The sequence below is a fragment of the Rhizobium phaseoli genome (assembly GCF_010668805.1).
In the GTDB taxonomy this organism is placed as follows: domain Bacteria; phylum Pseudomonadota; class Alphaproteobacteria; order Rhizobiales; family Rhizobiaceae; genus Rhizobium; species Rhizobium phaseoli_A.
Map to the genome: position 1 here is coordinate 31052 of NZ_WUFT01000004.1, position 19299 is coordinate 50350.

Consider the following 19299-nt stretch of genomic DNA (forward strand, 5'->3'; position numbering starts at 1 on the left):
TTATATCTGCACGCCGAAGAGCCTGTCAACGAAACTTCAAAGCGGCGAAGGGCTGTCCCCACCGCTATCCGGAGGTCGCAACGACCGTGAATACGCGTCTTACCTGGATCTGCCACGGCGCGACGGCAGCGAGCCGCAAGACCCTCTTCCCGCTCGACGAACCGCTGGAAGACAAGGCCGCGGAAGAAGCGGCCAGAATGGCCGTTCTGCCCCACGCCGATCGTATTGTCACCAGCCAGGCTTTGCGCGCCCGCCAGACTGCCGAGGCACTCCGCCTTAGAGCCAGGACCGACCCGGCGCTTCGCGATTGCGACCACGGCCGCTGGGCCGGCAGGTCGATCGCAGCGATCGCGGGCGAGGAGCCGGAGAGCCTCATGGCCTGGATGAGCGATCCGGAAGCGGCTCCGCACGGGGGCGAGAGCCTTGCTGATCTCAGAACACGTATCGGCGGTTGGATGGACAACGAATGCGCTCTCGGCGGCCATGTGATCGCCGTCAGCCACGCGGCGGTCATCCGGGTGGCGGTCGCGTACGTACTTCAGGCTCCGCTCTCCTCCTTCTGGCTCGTCGACGTCGAGCCGCTTGGCATTGTTCGCATGACCAGCGATGGACGGCGCTGGTCTCTGCGATTCCAGAATTAGCGATCGCTCATCTTATCCAGCCTTACACAAGCAAATCGCGTCATCTCTATTGAACCCGGCTTTGCCGGGACTACTTCCTTGTCCCAAGGAGATGGAAGACATGACATATGACTGGAGTGGGGAGCGCACGCGTCGTCTGCGTTTGATGCGTGTCGCCACAATCGCGGTTTTAGTTGGTCTCATCGTCAGCGTCCCGCTGCTGATCGTCACCGGCTAAATACGAGAAAGGGCGAGCGATGCCATCAGCACGCTCGCCTTCGTTCTCTCCCGCCACCCGCTCCGCGGATAGCACAGTCAGTCCCTCAACGGTGCAGCAACAAGCTGCCTCCTCCAAAAATTCGCCTTCTGGTTTCAACGAACATTTCAGACTTTCATGATAGTTCGGCACAGGGTGGAGATGGAGAAGGCCATATGCCGGTGTTTTTCCAGAGCAGGGCCGGAAGGCAATGCGTGTCGATCGTCGGGCTTGGGATAACTCTCTGGCTCCTCGGCGCGCTATTGCAGCTTGACGACAGCCTTGCCTTCTTCATGACTGGCTTCGGCGAATACGGCGCCGACAAGCTCGTTCTGGCGCTCGGCATCGCCGGCGCCATGAGCTTCATCTATTCGGTGTTGCGCATCGCCGACCTGCGCAAGGAAACCGAACTGCGCGCGACCGCCCAGGCAAAAGCCGATTGGACCGCAACCCACGACCATCTGACCAAGCTGCCAAACCGCTACGCCTTCGAGCGCAGAATACTCTCACGGCCGCTCAGAAGCGAGGAAGCCGAGATCGAGGCGTGGGACCACAACGTCACCATCTTCTCTGTCGATCTCGACGGTTTCAAGAAGGTCAACGATCTCGTCGGTCACAAGGGCGGCGACATTCTGCTGATCGAGGTGGCCAGACGCATCTGCACGCTCGGCAATGCCGATTGCGTCTATCGCTTCGGCGGCGACGAGTTCATCATCGTCGCCTTTGCCCTGACGGCTCAACGCGAGGAGCGTTTTGCCAGGCTGCTGATCCAGGCCATCACCCGGCCCATCCATATTGATGGTTTTGCCGTCGAAGTCGGCGCCAGCGTCGGCTACGACCGCTGGGCCGAGGGGGCCGAACAGCTGGAAGATGCCGCTCATCGTGCCGACCTCGCCATGTACGAGGCGAAATCTCGAGGACCCAACCACTATTTCGTTTTCGAACCGGCCATGCAGGATAAGGTAACGGAACGCGCTGCACTGGAAACCCGTCTGCGCGCCGCAATCGCCAATAAGGCGATCAAACCCTTCTATCAGCCGCTGATCGACCTGAAGACCGGTCAGCTCTGTGGCTTCGAGGCCTTAGCGCGTTGGATCGGCGACGATGGCGTCAACATTCCGCCGCCGGTCTTCATCGATATCGCCGAGGAAACCGGCATGATCACTGCGCTGTTCGAGGATCTCCTTGCCCAGGCCTGCAGCGATGCACTCACCTGGCCCGAGCATGTGACATTGTCTTTCAACGTCTCGCCGGTCCAGATGGAAGACAGGCTCTTGACCTCGCGCATTCTCAAAGTGCTTTCGGCAAGCCGGTTGCCGCCGCAGCGCCTGGAAGTCGAAATCACCGAGAACGCGCTGATCCAGGATCCGGCGATCGCCGCCGTCATTCTCGACGAACTGCACGCCGCCGGCATCCAGATCGCACTCGACGATTTCGGCACGGGCTATTCGAGCCTCGCCCAACTCGCCCGCTATCGTTTCGACAAGATCAAGATCGACAAAAGCTTCATCGCCACCTATCGCGACGACGAACGTCAGGAAAAAATCGTCCGCGCCATGCTCGGACTGGGCAGGAGCCTGAACATCAAGACGACAGCTGAGGGCGTCGAGGAGCATGGTCAGCTCGCCTTCCTGCTGCAGCTCGGCTGCGACATCGGCCAGGGCTATCTTTTCGGTAAGGCGATGCCCGCCGCCGAGGCGGGCATCTTCATCAGCGATCGCAATGCCAGTCTGGCCTCGACGGCCTGACGTTATGCCCTAACTTTTTTGACGCAATTCCCGGCAAAACCGCTTCGCGCTTTGCCTGGAATTCGCGCTAAAAAACCTGGCGCAGGATCACGAACAGCACGAAGGCAATTGCGATCGAGGCCGGCAGCGTCAGCACCCAGGCCATCAGCATATTGCGAACGGTCGACCATTGCAGACCGGAACCGTTCGCCGCCATGGTGCCGGCGACGCCTGACGACAGCACATGCGTGGTCGAGACCGGCAGGCCGAGTTGATCGGCCGAGGCGATGGTGATCATCGCGACGGCTTCGGCTGCCGCGCCCTGCCCGTAGGTCAGATGCGTCTTGCCGATCTTCTCGCCGACGGTGACGACGATACGCTTCCAGCCCACCATCGTGCCGAGGCCAAGCGCGATCGCGACCGCCACCTTCACCCAGAGCGGGATGAACTTCGTCGCGTTGTCGACCGCCTTGTGATAGTTCGTCACCGCGCTGAGGTCGCCGGCGTCCATCGGCAGCAGCTTCTGCTTGTCGATCAGCTTCAGCGCCTCGCCAATCAGGTAGATGTCATTGCGGACGTTGCCAACCAGATTGGTCGGCACCGCTTCGAGCGTCGGGAAGCCAGCGACTTCGGCGCTCGTCTGATGAATATATTGCTGCAGGGCCGGCGTCGTCGCATCCGTCCAGGTCTTGTTCTTGACGGCGTTACTGACCTCCGCCTTGTAGTCGGTCACAGTCACGCCTGGCTTCACATATTTGCCGAGCGCGGCTTCCACCTGGACCGATGCCGACTTGTAGGCTTCGAGATAGTTGACATCGGGCGTGCGGTTCAGTGCGAAAGCGGTCGGCACGAGGCCGATCAGGATGAGCATGATGAGGCCCATGCCTTTCTGGCCGTCGTTGGAGCCGTGGGCGAAGCTGACGCCGGTGCAGGTGAAGATCAGGATTGCGCGAATCCAGAGCGGCGGCGGCTGGTTGCCCTTCGGTTCGGCATAGAGCGCCTTGTTGCGCACCAGAAGCTTCATGACCAGCAGAAGCACGGCGGAAAGACCGAAGCCGATCAGCGGCGAGATCAGCAGCGACAGGCCGATATTGGTCGCCTGCGACCAGTCGACGCCGCTGGTCGCGGTGCCGGCCGGCGCCAGGAACTGATTGGCGAGGCCGACGCCGATGATCGAGCCCACCAGCGTATGCGAACTCGACGACGGCAGGCCGAGATACCAGGTGCCAAGATTCCAGACGATCGCGGCGATCAGCAGCGCAAACACCATGGCAAGGCCGGAGCCGGAGCCCACCTGCAGGATCAGTTCCACCGGCAGCAGCGCCAGAATGCCGAAGGCGACGGCGCCGCTCGAGGTCAGCACGCCGAGGAAGTTGAAGAAGCCGGACCAGATGACGGCGAATTCCGCCGGCATCGAACGGGTGTAGATGACGGTGGCGACGGCATTGGCCGTATCGTGGAAACCGTTGACGAATTCGAAGCCGAGCGCGATCAGCAGCGCAAGGCCCAGGAGAATCCAAGGAACGGCAACTGCGGTTGTCAGGTCGCGTCCGAGCGCATAGGCGACATATCCAAGACCGCAGACCAGAACGAGCGCGAAGAGCGGCAAGAACCATTTGCCGGCCGAATTCGAGCTGTGGAGCGGGTGGGAAGCGTCGCTATGAACCTGGCTGGGGGCAATATCGGCCATGGCATAGTTCCTTATTCCGTTTTGCAAATTTGCCTTTTGTTAATAATTCCACAGCGTGAAGCTCTCATGACGCCTGTCTGGTTCGCCGTCTAAGGCACTGACATCAGGCGATATTGGCCGTCATCGGCTTGCCGCCCGGCAGAGACGCCGCGTCACAATCGCAGCCGACCAAGATGATGGGATGCACAGCGACAAAATATGTGACGCGCGAACTCGTCTGGCGAAAGCGGGCATGTCTGGCGCCAGGACCATAACGGCTTCGATCGAACGCGTGGGGTCTGAAGGAGAAGGCGTCGTGTGAATGCCCGAAACCTATGCGCGCTCGAGCCGAACCTTCTCCTTCACGCGCCAGACCCGCGGCGTTTCTCCCGTATATTTGAGAAAGAAGCGCGAGAAATAGGCGGGGTCGGCAAAGCCGAGCCGGAAGGAGATCTCCTGAACGCTGCCGAGCGTAAAAACGAGCTGGCGTTTCGCCTCCTCGATGAGTTTGCCGGCGATCAGCTCGTGCGGCGTATTGCCGGTCATCGACCGGACGATGCGGGTGAGATGCGTCGGCGAAATCCCAAGCTCGCTGGCGTAGAAGGAAGCGGGCTTGTGCGATCGAAAATGCTGTTGAAGAAGCTCGTTCAGCATCTCCATGCGCCGCTCATTCTCATTCGACGCAAGCTCGTAATTATCTCCCTCATGCGAAATCCTCGCCGTCAGCCGCAGCGCCAGAGCAATATAAGCCCCCAGCGTTTCGTTGCGGCCGCTGCGGCGATTTTCGAACTCGTCGCCCAGCCGCCGCAACGTCTGCATGACATAGGCAGCCTCGGCATTATCGGGATCGAGCGGCGTCAGGTGCGGCATCGCCAGCCATTCGCCGAGCTGGCTCCGGTCGCCGAGCGGGTGGCTGAGATGAGATCTCAACAGTGTGATGACGAGGCCGTCGATGTCGCGCGAAAAGCGAAAGCCGTGGTTGAGCCCGGGCGGCACGGTGATGATTGCCGGCGGGCGGATGGTATGGCTCCTCTCGCCGAAAATTGCATCGCTTGAACCAGCTTCGATGTATAATATCTGAAAGAAGCTCTCGTGACGGTGGAGGCGGATTTCCCATTGATGCAGACTGCTGCGGGAGCGAATTGTTTCGCAATGCAGCCAAAACTCCGGCGATCGTCCGATGTTTTCGCCGTAGAGCTCGTAGGTCGGTATGTGTCTGCTCATCGGCTTCCTCCCGCGCCAATGTTCGATTAGTGCAATTTTTAGGCTGGAATGTCCATTGTGGCGATCCGGCCGGCGCGGCAGAATCTGACAAAACGCAAAAATGCAGGGAGGACGCATTTGCGAACCAAGGTCGCCATCATCGGTTCAGGGCCATCCGGCCTGCTGCTCGGTCAGCTTCTGACCGAGGCCGGCATCGACAATGTCATTCTCGATCGGGTCAATAAGGATTACATCCTCGGCCGGGTGCGCGCCGGCGTTCTCGAGGAAGGCACGGTCGGGCTGCTGGATCAGGCCAAGGCGGCAGCGAAGCTGCATGCCGAAGGCCTGCCGCATGACGGCTTCTCCCTAGCCTTCGACGGACGCGACCATCGCATCGACCTGCATGAATTGACCGGTGGCAGACGGGTCACCGTCTACGGACAGACCGAGGTGACGCGCGACCTGATGGAGCGGCGCGAAGCAAGCGGCGCCCCGTCGATCTACGATGCCGCCGATGTCGTGCCGCATGATTTCGATGGCCGCGCTCCCTTCCTCACCTACACAAAGGACGGCACTACGCGGCGCATCGATTGCGACTTCATCGCCGGCTGCGATGGGTTTCACGGCGCCAGCCGCAAGGCCGTCCCCGAACGGGCGATCCAGCGTTTCGAGAAGGTCTATCCCTTCGGCTGGCTGGGCGTTCTTGCCGACGTGGCGCCGGTCAGCCACGAGCTGATCTACGCCAACCATCCAAGGGGCTTTGCGCTCTGTTCGATGCGCTCGGCCACGCGCAGCCGCTATTATATCCAATGCGCGCATGACGAGAAGGCGGAAGACTGGAGCGACGACCGCTTCTGGGACGAGCTGAGACGACGCCTGCCGGCGCATCACGCCGAGGCGTTGACGACTGCGCCGTCCTTCGAGAAGTCCATCGCTCCTTTACGCTCTTTCGTTGCCGAGCCGATGCGCTTCGGTCGGCTTTTCCTGGTCGGCGACGCCGCCCATATTGTGCCGCCGACCGGCGCCAAGGGATTGAACCTTGCAGCCAGCGACGTCCATTATCTTTTCTCCGGACTGATCGAGCATTACCGCGAAGGCTCGGATCACGGCGTCGACGCCTATTCGCAGAGGGCACTTGCCCGTGTGTGGAAAGCCGTGCGGTTTTCCTGGTGGATGACGACGATGATGCATCGTTTTCCCGATACCGGTGATTTCGATCAGAAGATCCAGGAGGCGGAACTCGATTATCTCACCCATTCCCGCGCCGCCTCGACGGCGCTTGCGGAGAACTATGTGGGCTTGCCATTCTGATATGAAGATTTGAGACTGCTCGACCATTGAGGTCCGCATTTTGAACGCATCCAGAGCGCGATTTCGCCGATCAGGTCGTTATTCTCGACGAGAGAAGATGGCCTGGACGGGAACATCGGACAGTGTCTCCGGCCATCATGTGGCTGCCGAAGCATTGCTTTTGGTCGGCTGGCTGCACCAATGAAGACGATCGCTGTACTGTCGGTCCTCCCGGTTATTCCTTCGTTCCGTTACGAGGTTGCGCTTCGTACGCGCAGCAACTCATTCGGCATATCGTCATGACGGCGTCATCGTTGGCAAGTCATTATTACCTGCCAGGAATGCTTCTGCCGCGGCCGAGGAGACAGCAGCAGCACCAACGCTCGATGACGAGCAGGACCGACGTCATTGTCGCCTTCTTTGCCTGGTGCCGGGAGCTGCAGCCAGTCGAATTCGCCGGCTTGAGTAGGCGAATTAATCTCATGCTCCGGCAATTTACATTGCCAATCCACCCGATTAGGTTGCACATTCGGAATTAAATCACACGGGAGGTAGAAATGGCAAACCACAAGCCGGTCGCAGGTGACGTATACTTGCCTGTTTTCGATATCAACGATCCGATCAGTGGCGACATCCTCGAAAATACCAGTTCCACCGATGTCGATGGAGATCAGGTGCGCCTGAACTTCGTCAATGGACAGCGAATTCCCCAACCCGCCGATCCGAACGGGCCCGCCACGAGCACGACGATCGAGGGGAAATATGGCACGCTGACTGTCTATTCCGACGGTGGTTACACTTATGCGCTCGATCATTCCAACCCGGTGGTGGCAGCGCTCGGCCCAGGGGATCAACTCGTCGACCAGTTCAATTTCAAGATTTCCGACGGCAAGGGCGCCACCGACTTCGGCTTGCTCAATATCGCTGTCGACTTGCCGGAACGTGGCGACGTATTCGTCAATTTCGAGGATGTCGGCAAACACGACTTCCCCACAGGCTATAAAGGCTTCGATTGGGGCGCCTGGCGAGATGGTGACGATGCCACGGTTCACAAAGAAGCCGACGGCAACCATGTTCTGTCGGGCGGCGTGTTCTGGACACCCATTCTATCCGCCGATGGCGGAACCTTCCAGATCGAGCAATTCAGCGTCGCAAACGGCACGTCGAACTATGACAACGTTCTGACGATCGAAGGCCACCTCAACGGCAATATCGTGTTTTCGACCACGGTTAACGTGACCGCCGACAGCATGGACGCACCCCAAGTGATCGATCTCAGCGCCTGGGGAAAAATCGACTATCTCCTGCTCGACACCGAGCCGGTCATTACAGAGACGAGCGGTCCGGATTATTATGGTGCGCGATACGACAATTTTCATTTCATCGTTTGACCGGCGGCTGGATAGCGCGGGCTTTCCCGCGCTGTCCTCGCATACGGTGAAACCATTTGGCAGTCGAACCCGACCATGCCCTTGTCCCGCCTATGGGGCAAGGCAGGAAAACGCTGAAAACCGAAGCAAGATCTCGTCGACTATTGATATTGTTGGAGATTTGACTGGTAGCGGAGGAGGGATTTGAACCCCCGACACAAGGATTATGATTCCTCTGCTCTGACCTACTGAGCTACTCCGCCACTGGTCAAACGATACCTGCTCGTGAAGCGGAGCGGGCTCGTGGGATGAGCGGCTTATAAGGTGCGCTTCGGCTTTGTGTCAAGCGCATGATCGAGAAAAACGGTGGGCTATGTCGCCCGCCCTTTCCTATCGGTTTCAGGCGGCGACTGGGCTGGTCAAAAGAGCCTTCAGCGAAGCTTCCGCCGAAGGTTCGCGCTCGGAGCGCTCGATGAAACCGCCGCCGAAGACGCGGGCGTTGTCGCCGGGTGCGGAATAAAGCGCGCAAGCTTGGCCGGGAGCGATGCCCGCCTCACCGACCGTCAGATCGACATAGGTGCCGGTCGCATTGATATGCAGGACGGCGGGCGCCGGCGCCCGTGTCGAGCGAACCTTGGCGTAACAGGCGAAGCCCTCGCCGGACGCAGCTTGCGCAAGCGTCTCGTCGCCCAGCCAATTGACGTCGCGCAGATAGACGCGGTGCGTTTCCAGCGCCTCCTTCGGTCCAACGATGACCCGGCGCGAACGGGCGTCGAGAAAGACGACATAGAGCGGCTCGCCGGTGGCGATGCCGATGCCGCGGCGCTGGCCAATGGTAAAGTGCAGGATGCCTTCATGGCTTCCCAGCACCCGGCCATCGAGATGGACGATTTCACCGGCGAGTGCCGCATTCGGCTTCAGCTTGGTGATGATATCGGAATATTTGCCCTGCGGTACGAAGCAGATGTCCTGGCTGTCGGCCTTCTTGGCGACGACGAGGCCCATCTCTCCGGCAAGCCTGCGGGTCTCTGCCTTCGGCAGGCCGCCCAGGGGAAAGCGCAGGTAATCGATCTGCTCCTGCGTCGTGGCGAACAGAAAATAGCTCTGGTCACGGTCGGCATCGGCCGGGCGGTAAAGCGCGCGTCGGCCGGGATTTTCGGGTGAAGGGTTCGGCCGCGAGCGGATATAGTGGCCGGTCGCCAGCGCATCGGCGCCCAGTTCCTTGGCGGTTGCCAGAAGATCGGCAAACTTGACGGTCTGGTTGCAGGAGACGCAAGGGATCGGCGTTTCGCCGGCGACATAGCTTTCGGCGAAGGGATTGATCACCGTCTCGCGAAAGCGCTTTTCATAATCGAGCACGTAATGCGGGATGCCCAGCGTTTCGCAGACGCGGCGCGCATCGTCGATATCCTGGCCGGCGCAGCAGGAGCCGGCACGGTGAACGGCCGCGCCATGATCGTAAAGCTGCAGCGTGATGCCGAGCACATCGTAACCCTGCTGTTTGAGAAGGCCGGCGACGACGGATGAATCGACGCCGCCCGACATGGCTACGACGACACGGGTCTCTTCCGGCTGCTTGTCAAAATCCAGTGTGTTCAACGGTGATGCCAAATTCTGCTTGGGTCACGATCCGCCCTTGCGCTGCAATTGCGGCCGATTTGCCGATCTTCGGCGGGATCGGCCGCCGTCTCTCGATGAGGGATCGATATAGAAAGGATTGTCCTCAGACGCAAGGGGCGGCTTTGGACGGCCGATATTCGCAACCGGAGTGAAGGAAGGCGCAGCGGAAGCCGCGCCTTGAAAAGCGGGGGGTGCGGCTCAGGTGCCGATCAGCTTGTTACAGGCGAATGCGATGCCCGGATTAGCGATGATGGCGGTCAAGAGCGCCAGTCCGATCATCGGGAATGAATAGCGTTTCATATGCATCCTCCTTCCAGCCCACCATAATTATGCCGGTTCGGCCGCCTTTTTCAAAATAACGAATGCTTGATGCTGTCACGCGGCCACATCAAGCTCCCTTGCCAAGGCCTCCATCAGCTCGCGGCAGCCGATTTCGCGGTTGGCACCCGCCGAGGCATCATCGAAATAGACGCCCTGTTCAGTATAGGTCATGACGGTGCCCTTGCCGGAGGGACTGAATTCGATGGTTGCTAGAGAGACCGAGATCGGAGCTCCGCCCACCGCCATCCGGTAGGAGATCACGATGCGCTCGTTCTGCACGATATTCTGATACTGCGTGTCGTTGATGATCTCGGGCCCGTCACCGAAGCGGAAGCGCGAAAACTCCGAACCGCCGACGCTGAAATCGGAGGTGAATTCGATCACTTCCCAGCCTTCGCCCTCGGCAAACCAGCGCCGCTTGCTGTCAAGATCGGAAAAGGCGAAGAAGACGCGCTCGGGCGGAACGGGATAGGCGCGTTCGACGGCGAAGGTGGCGTGGGAAACGGCCGGCTGGGTGGCCGCTGGCTTCGTGGACTGCTCGTTCATCACTCTTTCTCCTCTTGCTGGTTGTTGACCTGGTTATCGACGGCCGGCTGTGAAAGCATCTCGCCCAGGCGATCAAACCGCCGCTCCATCAGGCTTCTGCGTTCGGCCACCCAACCGGCGATGCGGTCGAGACCTGATGGTTCGATGCGGCAGGTGCGCACTCGTCCGATCTTTTCGCTGCGGATGAGGCCGCTTTCCTCCAGTACCTGTAAATGCTGGACGATCGCCGCAAGCGACATGTCGAAGGGGCGCGCCAGCTCGCTGACGCTGGCCGGGCCGCGGCTCAGCCGCTCGACGATCTGCCGCCGCGTCGGCTCGACCAGCGCCTTCAGAATATCGTCTATATCGTAATAGTTAAGCATGGACTTGAGTATTGCGGCGCGATACCTAATTGTCAAGTCATCGCTTAACTATTGATGCAGACGCTGAACCCGGCCCTGTCGGGCGCGTCGCGAGTCGCAATGTCGCAGCGTCATCGAAGCCTGCTTGGAAAGCTCACGAATAGCTCGATTTTGAATTGTGTCATGCACAATAGGGCGTACCCCTGTGCGAACGGGATAAGCCTTTAAAACTATTTGAATGATACGGAACAATTCCGCCGATCGTGCGTTGCAGGTAATCGATGTTGCAATCGAATGGCTGAGGAGGGTTTCATGGGCAGGTTCGGCACGACGACCGATTACAGCAGTATCAGACATTGGATCGAGGAACGCGGTGGCCATCCCGCCCGTATCGATAACGCGCGGGATAGCGAAACCGTCCGGGTCGATTCTTCCGCGGAACCGCAGGAGGAGATCTCCTGGGACGAATTCTACCGGGGCCTCGACGACAGCAGGCTCGCCTTCCTTCACCGCACGAAGGCTGAAGACGATGTTGCCCGTCTTGGCAAGCTTGTCCGCCGGAAACGCCGGCACCACTAACCTCATCTGTTCCAGCCACAGCAAAACCCGGCGCAGCTTCCCGCGCCGGGTTTTCACGCTTTCCTTGGGAGGAACAAACTCAGTCGATGTTGAAGGTCAACAGTTTTGCCTGGCGGATCGCCTGGTTCGCCGTCAGCTGAGCAAGCACGGTGTCGTCCACGTCGCCGTCGACATAGAGCAGCGCGATGGCGTCACCGCCCTGCTTGTCGCGGCCGAGCTGGAAGTTGGCGATGTTGACGCCGGCAGTGCCAAGCGTCATGCCGATGAAGCCGATCATGCCGGGAACGTCGGTATTGGTGATGTAGATCATATGCGAGCCGACATCGGCATCGAGGTTGATGCCCTTGATCTGGATGAAGCGCGGCTTGCCATCCGAAAACACCGTGCCGGCGACCGAACGCGTCATGCTCTCGGTCGTCACCGTCAGCTTGATATAGCCGTCGAAGACACCTGTCTTGTCGCGCTTGACTTCGGAAAGCACGACGCCCTTTTCCTTGACCATGATCGGCGCCGAAACCATGTTGACGTCGGCGACCTGCGGGCGGATGAGGCCGGCAAGCACCGCGCTCGTCAGCGCCCGCGTGTTCATGTTGGCGGTGATGCCGTCATAGAGGATCTCGATTTCCTTGATCGGCTCCTCGGTGACCTGGCCGACGAAGGCGCCGAGAACATCGGCAAGCCGGATGAAGGGCTTCAGGATCGGCGCCTCCTCAGCGGTGATCGACGGCATGTTGATGGCGTTGGAGACCGCACCCTTGACGAGGTAATCCGCCATTTGTTCGGCCACCTGCAGGGCGACGTTTTCCTGCGCCTCGGTCGTCGAGGCGCCGAGATGCGGCGTGCAGACGACATTCGGCAGGCCGAAGAGCGGGCTTTCCTTGGCCGGCTCGACCTCGAAGACGTCGAAGGCGGCACCGGCGACATGGCCGGACTTGATGGCTTCGGCAAGGGCTGCTTCGTCGACCAGGCCGCCACGCGCGCAGTTGATGATGCGCACGCCGGGCTTGGTCTTTGCCAGCGCTTCCTTGTTGAGGATGCCGCGCGTCTTGTCGGTCATCGGCACATGCAGCGTGATGAAGTCGGCCCGGGCGAAAAGCTCTTCCAGCTCGACCTTGGTCACGCCCATCTCCTCGGCGCGCTCCTTGGAGAGGAACGGGTCGTAGGCGACGACGTGCATCTTCAGGCCGATGGCACGGGCGCAGACGATCGAGCCGATATTGCCGGCGCCGATGACGCCAAGCGTCTTGCCGGTAATCTCGACGCCCATGAATTTCGACTTCTCCCATTTGCCGGCCTGCGTCGAGGTATCGGCTGCCGGAAGCTGGCGGGCGACGGCAAACATCAGCGCAATCGCATGTTCGGCCGTAGTGATCGAGTTGCCGAAGGGCGTGTTCATGACGATGATGCCGCGGCGCGAGGCAGCCGGAATATCGACATTGTCGACGCCGATGCCGGCGCGGCCGACGACCTTGAGGTTCGTCGCCCCCTGGATGATCTTTTCCGTCACCTTGGTGGCGGAGCGGATGGCCAGGCCATCATACTTGCCGATGACGTCGAGCAGACGGTCCTTGTCCTTGCCGAGTTGCGGTTCGAAATCGACTTCGACGCCGCGGTCACGGAAAATCTGGACGGCGGTTTCCGACAATTCGTCGGATACGAGAACGCGAGGTGCCATTGTGGCCTCCTTGAAAAGTGTTCAGCGATGGATGAAATGAGAATGCTGGGCTCCGCCCTAGGGCGGAGCCGGATGCGATCACGTCAGGCTGCCGCCTGGCCGAGCTGCGACTTCTGCGTTTCGAAAGCCCAGGAAAGCCAGGGCATCAGCTTCTGCATGTCGGATGCCTCGATGGTGGCACCGGCCCAGATGCGCAGGCCGGACGGCGCATCGCGGTAGTGGCCGACATCATAGGCGACACCTTCCTTTTCGAGCAGGCCGACCAGCCCCTTGGCGAAATTCGCCTGACCGTCGTCGTCGAGCGCCGCGATATCCTTGTCGACGATCTTCAGGCAGACCGAGGTGTTGGAGGCCGTTTCCGCCTTGACGGCGAGATTGGCGATCCAGTCGTTTGCCGCGACGAAATCATGGATGACCTTGGCATTGGCGTCGGCACGCGCAATCAGCCCCTTGAGGCCGCCGAGGCCCTTGGCCCAGACAAGCGCATCGATATAGTCCTCGACGCACAGCATCGACGGCGTGTTGATCGTCTCGCCCTGGAAGATGCCTTCCGTCAGCTTGCCGCCAGAGGTCATGCGGAAGATCTTCGGCAACGGCCATGCCGGCGTGTAGGTGACCAGACGCTCGACGGCGCGCGGCGAAAGGATGATGACGCCGTGGGCGCCCTCGCCGCCCAGAACCTTCTGCCAGGAGAAGGTGACGACATCGAGCTTGGCGAAATCGAGTTCCTGCGCGAAAGCGGCCGAAGTGGCGTCGCAGATCGTCAGGCCCTTGCGGTCGGCAGGGATGAAATCGGCGTTCGGCACGCGCACGCCCGAGGTAGTGCCGTTCCAGGTGAAGACCACATCGCGATCGAAATCGACGGCGGAGAGATCGGGAAGCTCGCCGTAACCGGCCTCGAGCTTGCGCACATCCTTGAGCTTCAGCTGCTTGACGACATCGGTGACCCAGCCGGCGCCGAAGCTTTCCCAGGCGAGCATGTCGACGCCGCGTTCGCCGAGCAGCGACCAGAGCGCCATTTCGACGGCGCCGGTATCGGACGCCGGAACGATGCCGATGCGGTAATCCGCCGGCACGTCGAGAATTTCACGGGTGAGGTCGATGGCCTGCTTGAGCTTGGTCTTGCCGACCTTCGCGCGGTGCGAACGGCCAAGGGCCGCGTCGGAAAGGGCGTCGAGCGACCAACCGGGGCGCTTCGAGCAAGGGCCAGAAGAAAAATGAGTATTGTGCGGACGGATGTCCGGCTTTGCGGTCTTCGCCATGATGCTATCCTCTCAGATAGAAAGCCCTTCGTTGGGGAAGGGTGTCCCGCCGCCGTGTGTATGGATCGGAGGCGTCATAGTCAAGATCGAAGTGTCGCAGAGAGAGGATATTTTGACGCAGGCAAGCTTGACGCAGCAAAAAGCCGCCCAGGCGGGCGGCTTTCTGATGGAGGCGAATTAAGCTTACTTGTAGACCGCCGGCTGCAGCGGAATTTCCGGCGGCGGTTCATAGCTCGCCTGGGCGCAGCCGCCGAACAGATAGCGGGCGCCGACGCGGGCTTCGTGGACGCTGAGACCCTTGTCGCGGCCGGGGCCGCCGTTTTCGGCATAACCGAACATGTTGCCGCCGTCGATATGCAGGTAGCGGTAGCCGACATCGGCCTTGACGTTGCAGGTGACGTCGATCGAGGCGCCGGCCATGAGAGCGTAGGTGAAACGCCAGTCGCCCTTGCCGCCATGGGTGACCTGGTCGTCGCAGAAGCTGCCGTCATCGGCGCAGGCGACGTTGCGCAGGTTCTTCCACTTCACATAAGAGCCGCCGATACCGGCACCGACGTAAGGCGTGACGTAACCATAGGTGCCGAGATCGACGTAAGCATTGGCGAGCAGCGTGTAGGCGGTCAGCGAAGAGCGGTCGCTCGATGTGCAATCCACCAAGGGGAAGCCGCACTGCCCAACCGTCGAGCCCTTGAAATCAGCCTGCGTCAGATAGTCGAAGGTCAGATCGGTGCGCAGATAGCTGTTGATCTGATAACCGACACCGCCGCCGACCGTCCATGCGTCGTCCAGATCGGCATGGTCGAAATCGACCTCGCTGGCATTGCTGCCTTGGAAATAGCGTGCGCCGCGCAGATCGGTGAAGGCATAACCGACATCGCCACGCAGGTACCAGCCGGTTGCTTCGCTGACCGTCACTTCGGGTGGCTGCTCCGGGATCGGCTCGGCAGGGGCGAGGTCCGCGGAATAGGCGTTTGTCGCGATCAACAATGCGGCGAAGATGCCGGACAAGGTTCTTTTCATGGATCCCACTCCAAAATTCGTTGAGGCGGCAGGCTCAAGTCACTGCCAAACTGGTACGCTTCGGATGGATAATGAACGGGAAACGTTAAAAGCTGCTTAACCACGATTATTTACCGTATTCTGCAGATACCCCTGAAAGAAAAACACAAGTCGCAGCGATAAGAATTCGGCCTGCAGCAAGCATAGAATCTGGCTGAACCATTGCGCATAACGAAAAAGCCGGCGCTTGCGCACCGGCTCCTTCAGTAATCCATTGTCACAAGATCAGGCGGCAGTCCGCACGTTCGATATCGTGCCGATCAGCTCGTTGACGATGCGCTCGATCTGGGCGCGGTCGTCGCCCTCGGCCATAACGCGGATCAGCGGCTCGGTGCCCGAGGGGCGGATGACGAGGCGGCCGTTCTTGGCCAGTTCGGCTTCGGCATCGGCGATCGCCTTCTGCACCTGGATATCCTCCAGCGGCTTGCCGCCGCTGATGCGGACATTGCGCAGGAGCTGCGGCACCGGCTCGAAGCGGCGGCAGACCTCGCTGACGGTCCGACCGGTGCGCTTGACCGCGGCCAGGATCTGCAGCGCTGCGACCAGACCATCGCCTGTCGTGCCGTAGTCCGAAAGCACGATGTGGCCCGACTGCTCGCCGCCGACATTGTAATTATGCTGGCGCATATGCTCGACGACATAGCGGTCGCCGACCCGCGTGCGGGCAAGCGCCATGCCGCGCTCGTCGAGGAAGCGCTCCAGACCGAGATTGGACATCACGGTGGCGACGATGCCATTGCCGCGCAGCTGCTGGCTCTCGGCCCAGCTCTCGGCGATGACGGCCATCAGTTGGTCGCCGTCGACGATCGAACCGTTTTCGTCAACGATGATAACGCGGTCGGCATCACCGTCGAGCGCGATGCCGATATCGGCGCGCACCTCGTCGACCTTCTTCTGCAGTGCGACGGGGCTGGTGGAGCCGCAATTGAGATTGATGTTGGTGCCGTTCGGCTCGTTGCCGATGGTGACGACCTCGGCACCGAGCTCCCAGAGCACGGCGGGTGCCACCTTGTAGGCAGCACCATTGGCGCAGTCGATCGCGATCCTCAGACCCTGCAGCGTCACGTCGCGCGGCAGCGTGCGCTTGGCATGTTCGATATAGCGGTCATGCACGCCGTCGACGCGCTTGGCGCGGCCGATGTCATCGGATTTGGCGAGCTGGGCGTTCAGATCTTTTTCGAGCAGATCCTCGATCTCGGCTTCGAGCTCGTCGGAAAGCTTGTAGCCGTCGGGGCCGAAGAGCTTGATGCCGTTGTCCTCGTAAGGATTGTGCGAAGCCGAGATCATCACGCCGATATCGCAGCGCAGCGAGCGCGTCAGCATGGCGACGGCCGGCGTCGGAATCGGGCCGAGAATAAAGGCATCGAGGCCCGCAGCCGTGAAGCCCGCGACCATGGCGTTCTCAAGCATATAACCGGAAAGACGCGTATCCTTGCCGATGACGACACGGTGGCGATGGTTGCCGCGGCGGAAGATCGTGCCGGCGGCAATGCCGACCCGCATAGCGAGATCCGGCGTCATCGGGAAGACGTTGGATTGGCCGCGAATGCCGTCCGTACCGAAATAGCGTCTTTTCATCTGCACTCCTGCGCTTTTCGCGCGCCAGTCAAGGCAGCGCACCGTTCCAAGCGAATCCGGCTTCCATGGAATGTCGTTCATTCAGGAGCGTGATTCCTGCTTGCCTCAATTCAGCGGAATGCCACAAAATGAGGCTATCAGCACGTAAATTAGCAAGAAAAATGATTATATCCCGTTACCAATAGAAAAGGCCGGATCTCCCGCTTGGGAAATCCGGCCGTGTTCGAGGTGGTGCTAGCCGCTCAATGCGGCTGCGGTTCGAGACCGCCCTCGGGCTCATCACCCTTGGTGGCAGGCCGCGCGCCGGCCTTCGGAACAGCCGTGCGGCTTGGCGGTGAATCATCGCCAAGATCGCGCGACGGCTTCTCGCCGCGGATCAGCGCCTTGATCTCTTCACCGGTCAGCGTCTCGTATTCGAGCAGACCTTCGGCAAGAGCGACGAATTCGTCGTGCTTCTCCGTGAGGATCGTACGGGCCTGGGTATAGGCTTCGTCGATCAGGCGGCGCACTTCATTGTCGATCTTCTGGGCGGTTGCTTCCGAAACATTCTTCGACTGCGAAACCGAGTGGCCGAGGAACACTTCCTGCTGGTTCTCGCCATAGGCGACCTGACCGAGTTGGTCGGAGAAGCCCCATTGCGTCACCATGGCGCGGGCAAGCTTGGTGGCCTGCTCGATGTCGGAAGAGGCACCCGAAGTGATGTTCTCCTTGCCGAAAGTGAGCTCTTCGGCGACGCGGCCACCCATCATGATGCAAAGACGCGAAACCATCCACTTGTAGCTCATCGAGTAGCGGTCGCCCTCGGGAAGCTGCATGACCATGCCGAGTGCACGGCCGCGCGGAATGATCGTCGCCTTGTGCAGCGGATCGGCGACGGCGACGTTGAGCGCGGTGATGGCGTGTCCGGCCTCATGATAAGCGGTGAGCTTCTTCTCCGCCTCGGTCATGGCCGAGGAACGGCGCTCGGCGCCCATCATGATCTTGTCCTTGGCGTCTTCGAATTCCTGCATGGTGACGACGCGCTTGTTGCGGCGGGCGGCCATGAGGGCGGCTTCGTTGACGAGGTTCATCAGGTCGGCGCCGGAGAAACCGGGCGTGCCGCGGGCAAGAATCTTGAGATCGACATTCGGTGCCAGGGGAACGTTGCGGGCATGGACCTTGAGGATACGCTCGCGGCCGACGATGTCGGGGTTCGGCACGACGACCTGACGGTCGAAACGGCCCGGACGCAGCAGTGCCGGGTCGAGGACGTCAGGGCGGTTGGTGGCGGCAATCAGGATCACGCCTTCATTCGCCTCGAAGCCGTCCATCTCGACCAGCAACTGGTTGAGCGTCTGCTCGCGTTCGTCATTGCCGCCGCCGAGACCGGCGCCGCGATGACGGCCGACGGCATCGATTTCGTCGATGAAGATGATGCAGGGCGCATTCTTTTTCGCCTGCTCGAACATGTCTCGCACACGGCTGGCGCCAACGCCTACGAACATTTCGACGAAGTCGGAACCTGAAATGGTGAAGAAGGGTACGTTGGCTTCGCCGGCAACCGAGCGGGCGAGCAGCGTCTTACCGGTGCCCGGAGGACCGACGAGCAGCACGCCGCGCGGGATCTTGCCGCCAAGACGCTGGAACTTCTGCGGATCGCGCAGAAATTCGACGATTTCCTCGAGATCCTGCTTGGCCTCGTCGACGCCGGCGACGTCTTCGAAGGTCACACGGCCATGCGCTTCGGTGAGCAGCTTGGCCTTCGACTTGCCGAAGCCCATCGCGCCGCGCGAGCCGCCCTGCATCTGCCGCATGAAGAACAGCCAGACGCCGAGAATCAGAAGCATCGGCAAAAGCGTGCCGAGATAGCTGAGGAAACCCGATGAACCATCCGTTTCAGGACGGGCCGAAACCAGGACGTTCTTAGACTGCAGGCGATCAAGCAGGCTGTCGTCGATTACAGGCGAATAGGTCTGGAAGGTGGTGCCATTTTCAACATAGCTTCCGGAGAGACGGTTGCCCGTGACCACGACTTCCTTCACGCGGCCCGCATCGACCTCACGCAGAAACTGCGAATAAGGGATTTCGCGGGAGCCCGTCTGCGCCGGCGCCGTCTGGAACATACTGAAAAGGGCGATCAGCAGAAGCGCTATGATCGCCCACAAGGCGAAATTACGTAAGTTAGGGTTCATTGAACTCCCCAG

At 60.6% G+C, this 19299-nt stretch carries 15 protein-coding genes and 1 tRNA gene; 5 read left to right on the forward strand and 11 right to left on the reverse strand.

All coding sequences use genetic code 11. The features are described from left to right. Positions 1–86 precede the first annotated feature (86 nt). Positions 87–641, forward strand: a complete 555-nt coding sequence (locus GR197_RS07280; RefSeq protein WP_164008036.1) for a histidine phosphatase family protein — start codon at positions 87–89, stop codon at positions 639–641. A 411-nt stretch (positions 642–1052) separates the two neighbouring features. Next, on the forward strand, positions 1053–2624 hold the full coding sequence (locus tag GR197_RS07285; RefSeq protein WP_164008038.1) for a putative bifunctional diguanylate cyclase/phosphodiesterase: 1572 nt from the start codon (positions 1053–1055) through the stop codon (positions 2622–2624). Positions 2625–2691: 67 nt separating this feature from the next. Here the strand turns inward: GR197_RS07285 and GR197_RS07290 are convergent, their stop codons facing one another. Together GR197_RS07290 and GR197_RS07295 are read right to left on the reverse strand one after the other, a co-directional pair. Then, positions 2692–4293 carry an inorganic phosphate transporter gene (locus tag GR197_RS07290; protein ID WP_164008040.1) on the reverse strand — a complete coding sequence of 534 codons (1602 nt, stop codon included), beginning with the start codon at positions 4291–4293 and terminating at the stop codon, positions 2692–2694. Positions 4294–4605: 312 nt separating this feature from the next. Next, positions 4606–5496 carry a helix-turn-helix domain-containing protein gene (locus GR197_RS07295; RefSeq protein WP_164008042.1) on the reverse strand — a complete coding sequence of 297 codons (891 nt, stop codon included), beginning with the start codon at positions 5494–5496 and terminating at the stop codon, positions 4606–4608. Positions 5497–5613: 117 nt separating this feature from the next. Between GR197_RS07295 and pobA the strand changes: the two genes are divergently transcribed. Together pobA and GR197_RS07305 are read left to right on the forward strand one after the other, a co-directional pair. Further along, on the forward strand, positions 5614–6786 hold the full coding sequence (gene pobA, locus GR197_RS07300; RefSeq protein WP_164008044.1) for a 4-hydroxybenzoate 3-monooxygenase: 1173 nt from the start codon (positions 5614–5616) through the stop codon (positions 6784–6786). A 536-nt stretch (positions 6787–7322) separates the two neighbouring features. Then, positions 7323–8156, forward strand: coding sequence for a VCBS domain-containing protein (locus GR197_RS07305; RefSeq protein ID WP_164008046.1), 834 nt, complete (start codon positions 7323–7325; stop codon positions 8154–8156). Between the two features lie 165 nt (positions 8157–8321). Here GR197_RS07305 and GR197_RS07310 read toward each other — a convergent pair. The 4 genes from GR197_RS07310 to GR197_RS07325 form a co-directional block, all read right to left on the reverse strand. Next, positions 8322–8398: transfer RNA gene (locus GR197_RS07310), tRNA-Met, on the reverse strand. A 136-nt stretch (positions 8399–8534) separates the two neighbouring features. After that, complete coding sequence (gene mnmA / locus GR197_RS07315) at positions 8535–9734, reverse strand: tRNA 2-thiouridine(34) synthase MnmA (protein ID WP_164008048.1); 1200 nt, start codon at positions 9732–9734, stop codon at positions 8535–8537. A gap of 396 nt (positions 9735–10130) precedes the next feature. Next, positions 10131–10622, reverse strand: a complete 492-nt coding sequence (locus GR197_RS07320) for an SRPBCC family protein (protein ID WP_164008050.1) — start codon at positions 10620–10622, stop codon at positions 10131–10133. Then, positions 10622–10984 carry an ArsR/SmtB family transcription factor gene (locus tag GR197_RS07325; protein ID WP_164008052.1) on the reverse strand — a complete coding sequence of 121 codons (363 nt, stop codon included), beginning with the start codon at positions 10982–10984 and terminating at the stop codon, positions 10622–10624. Before GR197_RS07325 ends, GR197_RS07320 begins: the two co-directional genes overlap by 1 nt. A 291-nt stretch (positions 10985–11275) precedes the next feature. On the opposite strand from GR197_RS07325, the gene GR197_RS07330 reads away from it, so the two are divergent. Continuing rightward, entirely contained in the window at positions 11276–11542 is a 267-nt protein-coding gene (locus GR197_RS07330) for a hypothetical protein (RefSeq protein WP_164008054.1), read from the forward strand. Between the two features lie 79 nt (positions 11543–11621). On the opposite strand, the gene serA is transcribed toward GR197_RS07330, so the two are convergent. From serA to ftsH, 5 genes are all read right to left on the reverse strand, one after another. Further along, the gene (gene serA, locus GR197_RS07335; protein WP_164008056.1) at positions 11622–13217 is read right to left on the reverse strand and encodes a phosphoglycerate dehydrogenase; all 1596 of its coding nucleotides are present in this window, start codon (positions 13215–13217) and stop codon (positions 11622–11624) included. Between the two features lie 83 nt (positions 13218–13300). After that, positions 13301–14479 (reverse strand): phosphoserine transaminase, encoded by a 1179-nt coding sequence (locus tag GR197_RS07340; protein WP_164008058.1) that lies wholly within the window; start codon positions 14477–14479, stop codon positions 13301–13303. Between the two features lie 183 nt (positions 14480–14662). Further along, on the reverse strand, positions 14663–15499 hold the full coding sequence (locus GR197_RS07345; protein ID WP_164008059.1) for an outer membrane protein: 837 nt from the start codon (positions 15497–15499) through the stop codon (positions 14663–14665). 264 nt (positions 15500–15763) lie between these two features. Beyond that, positions 15764–17116, reverse strand: coding sequence for a phosphoglucosamine mutase (glmM, locus tag GR197_RS07350; protein ID WP_007631381.1), 1353 nt, complete (start codon positions 17114–17116; stop codon positions 15764–15766). A 242-nt stretch (positions 17117–17358) separates the two neighbouring features. After that, positions 17359–19287, reverse strand: coding sequence for an ATP-dependent zinc metalloprotease FtsH (ftsH, locus tag GR197_RS07355; RefSeq protein ID WP_164008061.1), 1929 nt, complete (start codon positions 19285–19287; stop codon positions 17359–17361). Positions 19288–19299 lie beyond the last annotated feature (12 nt).

Coding starts and splice junctions, on each gene's coding strand:
- GR197_RS07330 (WP_164008054.1), top strand. CDS start 11,276: ATGGGCAGGTTCGGCACGACGACCGATTACAGCAGTATCAGACATTGG.
- glmM (WP_007631381.1), bottom strand. CDS start 17,116: ATGAAAAGACGCTATTTCGGTACGGACGGCATTCGCGGCCAATCCAAC.
- GR197_RS07325 (WP_164008052.1), bottom strand. CDS start 10,984: ATGCTTAACTATTACGATATAGACGATATTCTGAAGGCGCTGGTCGAG.
- GR197_RS07305 (WP_164008046.1), top strand. CDS start 7,323: ATGGCAAACCACAAGCCGGTCGCAGGTGACGTATACTTGCCTGTTTTC.
- GR197_RS07290 (WP_164008040.1), bottom strand. CDS start 4,293: ATGGCCGATATTGCCCCCAGCCAGGTTCATAGCGACGCTTCCCACCCG.
- GR197_RS07345 (WP_164008059.1), bottom strand. CDS start 15,499: ATGAAAAGAACCTTGTCCGGCATCTTCGCCGCATTGTTGATCGCGACA.
- ftsH (WP_164008061.1), bottom strand. CDS start 19,287: ATGAACCCTAACTTACGTAATTTCGCCTTGTGGGCGATCATAGCGCTT.
- GR197_RS07295 (WP_164008042.1), bottom strand. CDS start 5,496: ATGAGCAGACACATACCGACCTACGAGCTCTACGGCGAAAACATCGGA.
- serA (WP_164008056.1), bottom strand. CDS start 13,217: ATGGCACCTCGCGTTCTCGTATCCGACGAATTGTCGGAAACCGCCGTC.
- GR197_RS07285 (WP_164008038.1), top strand. CDS start 1,053: ATGCCGGTGTTTTTCCAGAGCAGGGCCGGAAGGCAATGCGTGTCGATC.
- GR197_RS07340 (WP_164008058.1), bottom strand. CDS start 14,479: ATGGCGAAGACCGCAAAGCCGGACATCCGTCCGCACAATACTCATTTT.
- GR197_RS07320 (WP_164008050.1), bottom strand. CDS start 10,622: ATGAACGAGCAGTCCACGAAGCCAGCGGCCACCCAGCCGGCCGTTTCC.